The 9,945-nt window shown below is 30.9% G+C and carries 11 protein-coding genes; all 11 read right to left on the bottom strand.

Annotated features, from left to right (window positions below; translation table 11 throughout):
- Positions 1-932 (bottom strand): glycosyltransferase (locus tag ACKVOD_RS01560; RefSeq protein WP_409207728.1); only part of this gene is annotated, 932 nt, incomplete at its 3' end.
- Positions 919-2,046: a glycosyltransferase family 2 protein gene (locus ACKVOD_RS01555; RefSeq protein ID WP_409207727.1), complete on the bottom strand. Its 1,128-nt coding sequence runs from the start codon at positions 2,044-2,046 to the stop codon at positions 919-921. The genes ACKVOD_RS01555 and ACKVOD_RS01560, both read right to left, overlap by 14 nt.
- An 18-nt stretch (positions 2,047-2,064) precedes the next feature.
- On the bottom strand, positions 2,065-2,955 hold the full coding sequence (locus tag ACKVOD_RS01550) for a glycosyltransferase family 2 protein (protein ID WP_409207726.1): 891 nt from the start codon (positions 2,953-2,955) through the stop codon (positions 2,065-2,067).
- Positions 2,956-2,960: 5 nt separating this feature from the next.
- Positions 2,961-3,695, bottom strand: coding sequence for a class I SAM-dependent methyltransferase (locus ACKVOD_RS01545; RefSeq protein ID WP_409207725.1), 735 nt, complete (start codon positions 3,693-3,695; stop codon positions 2,961-2,963).
- 51 nt (positions 3,696-3,746) lie between these two features.
- Positions 3,747-4,571, bottom strand: a complete 825-nt coding sequence (locus tag ACKVOD_RS01540) for an alpha-1,2-fucosyltransferase (RefSeq protein WP_409207724.1) — start codon at positions 4,569-4,571, stop codon at positions 3,747-3,749.
- Positions 4,568-5,578 carry a glycosyltransferase gene (locus tag ACKVOD_RS01535; RefSeq protein ID WP_409207723.1) on the bottom strand — a complete coding sequence of 337 codons (1,011 nt, stop codon included), beginning with the start codon at positions 5,576-5,578 and terminating at the stop codon, positions 4,568-4,570. The genes ACKVOD_RS01540 and ACKVOD_RS01535 overlap by 4 nt, the downstream gene beginning before the upstream one ends.
- 75 nt (positions 5,579-5,653) lie before the next feature.
- Positions 5,654-6,469 (bottom strand): sulfotransferase domain-containing protein, encoded by an 816-nt coding sequence (locus ACKVOD_RS01530; protein ID WP_409207722.1) that lies wholly within the window; start codon positions 6,467-6,469, stop codon positions 5,654-5,656.
- Positions 6,470-7,186 (bottom strand): WbqC family protein, encoded by a 717-nt coding sequence (locus tag ACKVOD_RS01525; protein ID WP_409207721.1) that lies wholly within the window; start codon positions 7,184-7,186, stop codon positions 6,470-6,472. It lies immediately after the preceding gene.
- A 143-nt stretch (positions 7,187-7,329) separates the two neighbouring features.
- Positions 7,330-8,202 (bottom strand): sulfotransferase family protein, encoded by an 873-nt coding sequence (locus ACKVOD_RS01520; protein WP_409207720.1) that lies wholly within the window; start codon positions 8,200-8,202, stop codon positions 7,330-7,332.
- A gap of 7 nt (positions 8,203-8,209) precedes the next feature.
- Complete coding sequence (locus ACKVOD_RS01515) at positions 8,210-9,298, bottom strand: DegT/DnrJ/EryC1/StrS family aminotransferase (protein ID WP_409207719.1); 1,089 nt, start codon at positions 9,296-9,298, stop codon at positions 8,210-8,212.
- On the bottom strand, positions 9,288-9,945 hold a 658-nt coding region (locus ACKVOD_RS01510), incomplete at its 5' end, for a Gfo/Idh/MocA family protein (protein ID WP_409207718.1). The genes ACKVOD_RS01510 and ACKVOD_RS01515, both read right to left, overlap by 11 nt.

Genomic DNA, 9,945 nt, shown 5'->3' with positions numbered 1-9,945 from the left:
AATTGTTCCTGAGAATATCTTGAGGGTTGAATTTTGCTCCTCACCAAAAAGTGGAGCCAAACAAGATGAAAAAAAATATAATTCGATAGATAGCCAAAGCAAAAAGATACAATAGTAGGCTTTCCTTTTTTGAAGAAAGGCATATAAGAAGCAAAGTAAGCTGAAGTAGAAGAAATACCTTCTTTTAACTTAAGATAATAAGGCCATGTCATCCTTTCTTTGGTCATGAAATGATAAAACTTCAATTGGCTACTATACCAAATTTCATAGCCTAACAATTGGATAAGTAAGCAAAACTCAACATCTTCACCACCATAAATTTCCTTGCCTTTTCTTCCCACCAACAAACAGCTAAAACCTGAATCAAAATAGCACATCAATACCTCTTTCCTAAAAAAAGTTCCAGCACTATAAAGTTCTGCATTCCTTATATTAATCTTCCCCTCTTTTGTAGCTTGTGGTCCAATGGCAAAAGATTGGCTATACCTATCAAACCATTCTGGTTTATAGTCTTCAAACAATGCTATTCCTTGACCTCCCAAAGCACCAATGGATGGGTTTTTTGTTAAAATAGGCCATGCCTTTTGTATATAATCAGGCAACAAATGATTGTCATCATCGCAAAAAAGCAACCATTTATATTTTGCTTCATTCAACCCTCTGCGTCTAGCATGGTTGCATCCTGGTAATGGTTCAAATATCAATCGCGTTTTTTCTACAAAACCATATTTTTCAATCAAATCTTCACAAAATGGAGTGGTATTGTCTGTTGAGGCATTATCAATGATTATTAATTCCCATGAAATAGAGGTATTTGTCTCTAATGAAAAAACTGCCTTAAGTGTTGGTTCTAATCTGCTTACCCCATTATAAGTACAAATTACAATAGAAATACCATCAGGTAATTGCTTTTTTAAACTATATTCTTTCATGTTTTAATCGTAACAAAAAATTAAAAATTGAACCTCTAATTTTACCATACTTAAAAACATTTCGGTAAAAATAATGCCTTTTAAAAACACGATAAAGTACCCTATTCGTTTTTATTTTATTATAACCCAACTGATTAAAAAACAATTTAAAATTAGGATAAACGGATTCAAAAACCTCTTTTATATCTGCAGGGCTATACCAATATCTAAAACTGAGATAAGAACACATGTATTCATAATCAGAAACTTTATATTCATCTATAGGAATTGGAGAATTTTCTTTTAAAAACTGAATGCTTTCGTCAATTTTTCCTTGCATAATACTTACTCCTAAGGACCGCAATAAAACTTCCTGAATTACCCGATTCGTATTGAAATCACAGTCTGTATTTAGACCACTCTCGATTGTAATTCGGATATCTTTTTTTGGTCCCCTTTCAATCACTTTTTTTAAGGCCTGAAACATTACAAAACCATTGCGGCTCATGCTGTTCTTAGCATATCGATAATAAACGAGTATTTCTGGAATAATTTTTTGAGTTCCACCTGCTTTTACGGCTCTCATCCAAAAATCCCAATCCTCTACACTTTTTAAACTTTCGTCAAATGAACCAGCTGAAAGAGCTAAAGACCGACTAATACAAATAGAATGGCAAGGTCCTAAATTTCCCTTAAAAATATCTGGGATTAAAAACTCTTTTTTTTGAGCTTTGGTATGACTCAAAACTTCCTTTCCATCCTCTTTAACATAGGTGTATCCATATTGGATTAAAGTGTTTTCGTCAGAATCCCGAATAACTGCTGCTATTTTCTCTAAACAATTTTCATATAAAAAATCATCCGCATCTAAAAAAATAAAACGATTCCCTAGAGCATTTGCTATTCCGAAATTCCTGGCGGAAGACAAACCTCCATTTTCTTTTACTATAAGTTTAATTCGAGAATCAAGTGCAGCATATTTTTGACAAACTTCATCGGTATTATCTTTTGAACCATCATTGACCACAATGGCTTCCCAATTTTTGTATTCTTGTATTACTATGGAATCTAAACACTGATTCAAAAAGTGTGCTTGATTATAACAAGGGATGATAATAGAAAATAAGGGATTCAAAATAAATATAGTTAGGGTTTATTCTCCAAATTTTTCCTTCATCACCGCTGCAAAGTTTTCTACTTTTTCGATTCCAAATTCATCTAAGGCAATTTTTTGATAAGTAGCGCCTCGCTCTCTCAATTCTTTAAATAATTCAGGAGCTGGAGACCATCTATCATGAACTACCCCACACAATCTGGTAGTGGCCACTTTTAATCCGTTTAACTTTGCTCTGATGAAGAAATTTTGATGTTCTCCTCCTTTTAATAAAGGATTCCATCCTCCAAAAGCAGTTACTTTTTCGGTACGGGCTATAAAAAAATTGTGCGTCATATCACACAGTGTAAAAGGGTCTTGATAGTTCATTTTTTTCATCCTACATACCTTTCCCTCCAAATCAAAATTGGCCGAATATTCAAAAATACTCGTCGATGGTATTAAAATATTAAATTTTAAAAACCAATTGGATAAGTTGAATTTCAACCTTTCTTTACGCGATTTTAAATTGTATTGTCTAAAAACCCCGCCCAATAAATCAAGATTGTTTTCTACTAACATTTTTCGCATTAAGGGCAATCTAGTTCTAGGTTCGAAAATAAAATCGTCATCACATAATACAAAAAATGGGGTTTTTGTGTGTTGCAACATTATATTTCTCCCTTCAGCGGTGCCTGTATCAAATGGTAAATTGATGTATGTAATGTTTAATTTTGGAAAAAGAGCTAATATTTGTTCTTTATAGGGTACTTTACTATCATCTGCAATAATTATCGGTCCTTTGAATTGATATTTTTGAATGGAATACAATTGATTGATTAGCTGTTCAGGACGCTCTAATGTTTTAATTAGTAAAGTAACGTCTGTTAGGGTATTCAAATAATAATTTTCTTTTTTTTCAAAAGGAACCCAATTAAAAATTTTATACATGGTTCTTACTTCTTTTTGTTTTTTAACAGCTTTGAGAATCTTCCTATAATATCCCTTTTTTTCAACTTATGAATAGTCCCTTTCAAAAGCAATACTTTATTTTGATATTGTTCGTGTACCAAAGCTAGTAATTCAGGATGAACTAAAGAATATGACATTTTATTCTCATTATTGGCTAGAAAATGTCCTTTACGAACCACCAAAAATAGGTTTTGTTTGTACCAATATTCTATTTTGGGGTTATTCCAAATTTTGAATCGAAAGAAGTCTATCATTTCAAATCCACAATTATTAAAATGGTCTTGCCAATAACTAGGCCACTGCTCATTAATATGATTTTGACCTCCTTGACCCGGTAGCGCTGCCGAAAACATAATAACATCTGAATGATTGGTTATTGATTCAATAAATCCTTTGGCAGAAGCTTCTGGTAAATGTTCCGCTACTTCTAAACAAATGGTCAAATCAAATTTTCTATTCAAATCAAAAGGTTTGGTCAAATCCTTTTCTACAAATTCATCTTCGTTGATTTTGAGTAAACTTCTATCTACATAATCCCCATCAACTCCAATTATTTCAGCTCCTGTTAACTTTTTAGCAACTTCAATCCAATTTCCTAAACCGCAACCCACATCAAGTATTGATGATGGCTTAAACGCTTCAAATAAAACAGGTAATACTTGTTCAGCAGCACTCGAATTATGGGTTATTTCATCATGCACATAGATTACATTCTTCATGTCAAAAAATTTAGTTATAAGATATTATATTTTTTGGTTCTCAAGAGATTCTTACACCCAAATAAACTCCTGTGTCATTATACCGACAGGGTATTCTTGATTTGCATTATAGCCCGCCCAATTATTGGGGGCATATATTTTTTTATCTTTTTTAGCATTCAAGAACCCGCCCCACCAAGAATAACTGCTATTCCCTATTATACAACCAGAGGCATTCATCATCATTTGGAATTGTATTTCGGGTGGTTCATTGATAAAAATATAGTTTGACTTTTCACCTAAAATCAATTTTGCTTCTTCTATTTCATCGCTAATGATTAAAACAAAATCATACTCTTTTTCTATTTTCGAAAGAACAGTGGTATACCATTCATTGGGTAAAAACACTTTGACATCATTCAAATCAGGTAGCGTGAAATCTTTATAATCTTGTCCTAAACGCATACTAATTACTAAAGTTCTATTCTTACTAAATAACAAACCATATTTTTCTTGAAATACTTTTTGAAAAGATTTTTTTATAGTAAATAATCGCAGTAAACTTTTTTTGTTACTCTCCATTAAATCGGCATCTTGAAAATAGCCGTTAAAAGTAGTTTGATTAACGTCTTCGGGCAAAACCAACTTTGATTTCAAATCCAAAAAATCTTGGTGATTTTTCATCTTTATTTTCCGAACCAACCAGCCATAAAGTCTTAGAAACTTATTATTTGACAAGAGATTGTAAGGAAAAATAAGCGTGAAACAATCCAGATAAAATTTGTTTTTTTGTATTTCCAATAGAAAAAGTGCTTTGTTCTTTTTTGCCATCAAATACCCAAAAGCAAACTGAAACAATTGGTTTCCCATTCGTCCGTGAAGTAAAACTTTTATCACTTTTTAATCTTAAATATTTGTAATGGGGCAGTAACAATTTTAATCAACATCTTACCTATTTTATACGCATCGGAATTTAAAGTTTTTTCGAGACGGTTTTGTATTTCAATTATTTTTCCTGCCATAAAAAACGGATTAACCTCCATCATTAAAGCCATAGCTTCGTTAGCTTTTTTACTATCTTTTTTTTTATATGAAATCATATAGACATCTAAAATCGAATACATTTTTTGAATTCTTAGTGCTCTATTAACCTCATCTGAAAATTTATCTTCCAATTTTGCTAACATTGGTATCCATCTATCATATTGCTTTTCTTTTGAAATCACACCCCAAGTACCTGATTCATGGACTCTATATACCCCCATGACTTGATCCATATATTTTATTTTTCCGAATTGAGCATTAAACAAATGCAGAGGATAATCTAATATTTGAAGATGATTAAACCAATCAGGAAATTTATCTTTTGGTTTTCTAAAAATCACCGATGCGGTGTACATAAAATTGCCTTTTTGGGCAAGATCCATTATACTTGAAATTGATTTTTGATGTTTCGTATTGGCAAATTCTAAAGTTGAAGGGTTGGATTCATTTGCAATTTTCATATTATGAAAACAAATAGAAAAATCAGGATTATTTTCTAAAAAATCAACTTGTTTTTGAAGTTTAAGCGGATCCGTCCAGAAATCATCACCTTCACAAAGAGCTATATATTTGCCTCTGCACCTTGAAAAATTAAACCTTGCCATCATCGCTCTTACGCCTTTTGAATACTGATTTTCAATTTGAAAATTAGGAAAAAAAATATTAGGATATTTTAAAGTATATTCTTCGATAATTTCTTTTGTTCCATCTGTTGAGCAATCATCATTAATTATTACTTCAATCGGAAAAATAGTTTTTTGTTTTAAAAACCCATCCAAACAAGTTCTAATATATAGTTCATGATTGTATGTAGTACAAGATATTGATATTAATGGGATAGGAATTGAACTAGTATACATTTTATTTTAGATTATAATTTAAAAATTATAAAATCACAATAATACTTAAATATAAATTTTATTTGAATAAAAAACTTAAACCCAACTAAACAACTTGTTGAGTTCTATGAAATCAGAATCATTAAAAATCTCATCTATAATGAATTTCGGCAATGATTCTCTCCAAATGTTGTCGGTTCTTTTAGATTTAAATATTGAATAGGCATCAGAGTGATTTATTTTTTTTGATTCTGTCAAAAAACTTTTTGTTTGGGCATTTATAACCAAACCACAAAATTCAAATAGATTTACAACTTCTTTTTCTGTATTTTGTAATAAATCGTCATAATTAACCATACAAAATTGATTAGGATATCTTTGCTTTAAATCCAAAAATAATTTAGTTACTTCTTTCCACTTTTCATATCCATTAAATTCTTCTGGTTTGTTTTGATTTTTTTTAGAAGCATATCTCCACTCTTCCTGCAAATCCCATCCTAAATCTTTTTTAAATTCTTTTGGAGCATTTAACCAAGAATTAATTACAGCCAATGGATTTCGAACCAAACCGATTACTTTAATTTCTGAATCATTAATAAGTAAATTTTCAATTATATGATGATATCTAACCTCTTTATAAACTATTGATTTTATATAATCTTTTTTTTTAAAAAAAGTCATTTTACCTTTTTTTCTTGCTTCAATTTGATTTAAAAAATCATCATTAGATTCCCCAATTTCTTTATAGAATTCAATTATCTCCTTAACTGAAGACTTTGTTGTTAGTCGATCTTTAAATGCATATGAAAATAAAGGCTGATATTTGTAAATAACATCTGGATTACTATTAAAAATTTCTCCAAGCCAAGTAGAACCTGATCTTGGAACACTGTGTATAGCTATTCTTTTCATCTAAATTAAAATAAATTTGTTTAACATTTCTTTTACTTCTTGTTTACTATTAAACATCAACACATCAATTATTGATAAACCTTCTACAAAATCTTTATTCTTTTGTGGATATTCTGTAATAATTGGTTTTAGAAAATTAAGTACAATTCCATTTTTTAAAAAAGAATCTTTTGTATATAGAGTGGAACCAGCAATCATATTAATGTAATGCTTTGAATCCGATTTTCTACAAACATGAACAAGCCTGTCTTCCCTTTCCATTCCTTTTGAACCTGGAAAATCTGATGATGACAAATAAAATTTTGTGTCAATACATAAATAATCACAAACAAGCTTAACACTATTTATAGATAGCTCTGATATTGTAGTCACTGAGTCAAATGTTTTTTCCAAAAGTGGATATACATCTTGATAGTATAGTGCTTTGCTGTATGATTGAGAAATAGTCCTGAAAAATTTCAACTTCCATTTAGCATATAATCTTGGATTTAATCCTGTAGCATTTATTTGTTTAAATGAACTGGCATCATCTAGAGGAACTGTAAATAAATTTTCTTTACCATTTGAAAGTATTCTATTTCTATTAATCCATCCACCTTTTATAAAATTGACATCATCATAAAAAATAAATTTATCGACGGAATTTATTAATTGGAAGTAACCAATATAAGGAAATATATAGGGTTGCATAATTGCAACTTTAATCTCAATATCCATAATTTTAAAATTTTATTATTTTAAATATGCAATTTAACACCTGTAATTGAACCATGATACATAACTAAGCAAAACATAATTCGTATGAAAAACTTACATAATTGGTATTTAAATTTCATTTACTAGAGACTTCAAAAAGTATCTCATATTTCGTAATTGAATTTTTTTAATAATTCATTTGCTGTAGTATTAAACGCATCAATACTTTCCTTTTCAAATTCCATTTTGTATTTCCCTATATTGTCTTTATCTGGTTTTTCTAAAGTCTTTTTCTTCCAATCTATTGAACTCAATGGTTCATCTTGCTCTTTAGCATTTTTTATAAAATAATTCAGCATTTCGGGTTCAAAGTTTAAACCTAAAAAATTACAAACTTTTGTTAAATACAATTCTGAATCTGTGACAAAATCCTCGTATCGAATAGCCATAAACTGATTTTCATGTAACGATTCTGAAAAATTTAATATGTTTTGATTGTTAGTTGTCCACTCGTTGGCAATTGTTTTTATATCCGTCGAAAGTATAGGTTTATAAGGCGAATTGGTCACTAAAGTTTCCATATTAAGATAAGAACAGGCAACATCTCTACCGTCCCTTACCACCAAAATATATTTCGCATCAGGCCAAATTTCATTTAAATCATCGATATGATTGATGTAATAATTATTTTTATCGGCAATAACCTTAGCTTTTTTACCCTTTTGCTCCCCATAAAAAACATAGACAATTTCGCCTAACTTAGCATAGTTATCCGGATTTTTCTGTACTATTTTCTCTTTTAATTGAGCATAATCCATTTTCCAATCTTCGATTCTTTTGGATGATTCTAAATCAGAAATATACTCGTCCAAACGATTACTAGTAACACAACTAAGATCCCAATCGGCATATTTTTTATACCACCAATGTAAAAAACCACACTCTGGGGTAGCATTAATCATTGAGTGTGAATTGAGCATTAATCGAAACAAAGATGTCCCTGAACGTGGATTTCCTAATATAAATACCTTATCCATTTTTATCTTAACAATTTACGATTAGCGCTATTATCTTTAAAATTTCGTCTTCACTCAAATCGAAATACAAGGGTAAACACAATATCCTTTTAGAAATATCTTCCGAAATAGGACAGGGTTGATAAGAAACTACTTTTGTGAAGGTATTAACAGAAGGATAAAAATAGCGACGTGGAATAATGTTGTTGACTTTCAACACCGATTCAATATGTAACAATTGTTGCTCCGTTTCAAAAATAATTGGAAAATAAGAATAGTTTGTTTCGCCTGCAGCAATATCCTGAAATGTTATAGTAGTTACTTGCTGTAATTTTTCTTTGTACAATAAATACTTCGTTCTACGATCATTCAAAACAGCATCATAATACTTGAGATTTGCCAATCCTAATGCCGCGTGAATCTCGGTGAGTTTTCCATTAAATCCATCTTCCACGATATCTGTCTTATCATCGCTGTGCCCAAAAAAACGAATTCTTTTTATTTTCTTGTCTAATTCCGTGTTTTGAGTGATACAACCTCCTCCTTCTCCAGTGTTTAATAATTTTGTAGCATGAAGACTGGTGGCTGTTATATCGCCAAAAGTTAATAAACTTTTGCCATCGAATTTAGAACCAATAGCATGTGCTCCGTCATAAATGACTTTTAAATTGTATTTTTTAGCTATTTTTTCAATTTCAACAACATCACAAGGGGTTCCAAAAACATGGACAGGCATTATAGCTACTGTTTTTTCGGTAATTAGTGCTTCTATTTTAGCCGGGTCAATGTTAAGCGTTTTTGGGTCAATGTCACAAAAAACAGGCGTGCATCCTTCCCATTTTATGGCACTCACGGTTGCTATCCAAGTAAACGGAGTGGTAATAATTTCACCTTGTAGTTCTAAGGCCTTTATTGCAATCTGTAGAGCAATTGTTCCATTATTGACTACTGTAAAATGAGGAACTTCAAGTTTTTGATTTAACTCTGATTCCAACTGCTGAACCAAAGGGCCATTGTGCGTTAATATTTTTCGATCCCAAACTCCTTTTAGAATTTCCGTAAATTCATTAAATGGTGCCAATGACGGTTGGGTTACAAAAATGTTTTTATTTTCCATTTGATACTATTTTAAATTCTTCTAGCAATTTGGCTTGAATATAATTCTGACTGTATTCTTCATCTCTTAATTGTTGGTTTTGCGTACAATTCCAAAAATGCCTCAACATATTTTGATAATGATTGTCTGATGCTAATTGGATTTTTTCAATTCCTTTTGCTGTTTCAATTTGAACTTCGGGTGAATATCCGGGTGGCGCAGTAAAAATTCTATTGGTAGATAATTTGCCTAAACTCCCCCAAACCTCAATGTTACACTGATAAAAATGATCAAATCCAAACGCAAATTGTAAAAATCCGTTGCCGTTTATTTGCTTTATCATACCTCCCCCCCAAATATCAACTTCACTATTATTTTGCATTACACTTGTACCCGAAACAACTTTGATGTCATTCCCCAAAAAAAGTTGGGCTAGTTTCATGGGGTAAGCTCCAGCATCCAATAAAGCTCCTCCGCCTAATTTTTCTTGGTATCGTATATTATTCGAATCTGAAAATGGAGGGAAACCAAACGAGCTACTGATACTCCTTACCTCACCTAAAACACCACTAGCGACAACATCTTTGATGTATGCCAACTGAGAGTGAAAACGAAATTGAAAATTTTCTATTAACACTAATTTTTTTTCTTGAGCCAATTGATTCAAT

Source organism: Flavobacterium sp., assembly GCF_046155325.1.
GTDB lineage: Bacteria > Bacteroidota > Bacteroidia > Flavobacteriales > Flavobacteriaceae > Flavobacterium.
This window is presented reverse-complemented; position numbering and strand designations above follow the sequence as displayed.

Bases quoted from the DNA above. Each gene is read 5' to 3' on its own strand.
- ACKVOD_RS01550 (WP_409207726.1), bottom strand. From the start codon at position 2,955: ATGTATAAAATTTTTAATTGGGTTCCTTTTGAAAAAAAAGAAAATTAT.
- ACKVOD_RS01525 (WP_409207721.1), bottom strand. From the start codon at position 7,186: ATGGATATTGAGATTAAAGTTGCAATTATGCAACCCTATATATTTCCT.
- ACKVOD_RS01520 (WP_409207720.1), bottom strand. From the start codon at position 8,202: ATGGATAAGGTATTTATATTAGGAAATCCACGTTCAGGGACATCTTTG.
- ACKVOD_RS01535 (WP_409207723.1), bottom strand. From the start codon at position 5,578: ATGTATACTAGTTCAATTCCTATCCCATTAATATCAATATCTTGTACT.
- ACKVOD_RS01515 (WP_409207719.1), bottom strand. From the start codon at position 9,298: ATGGAAAATAAAAACATTTTTGTAACCCAACCGTCATTGGCACCATTT.
- ACKVOD_RS01545 (WP_409207725.1), bottom strand. From the start codon at position 3,695: ATGAAGAATGTAATCTATGTGCATGATGAAATAACCCATAATTCGAGT.
- ACKVOD_RS01530 (WP_409207722.1), bottom strand. From the start codon at position 6,469: ATGAAAAGAATAGCTATACACAGTGTTCCAAGATCAGGTTCTACTTGG.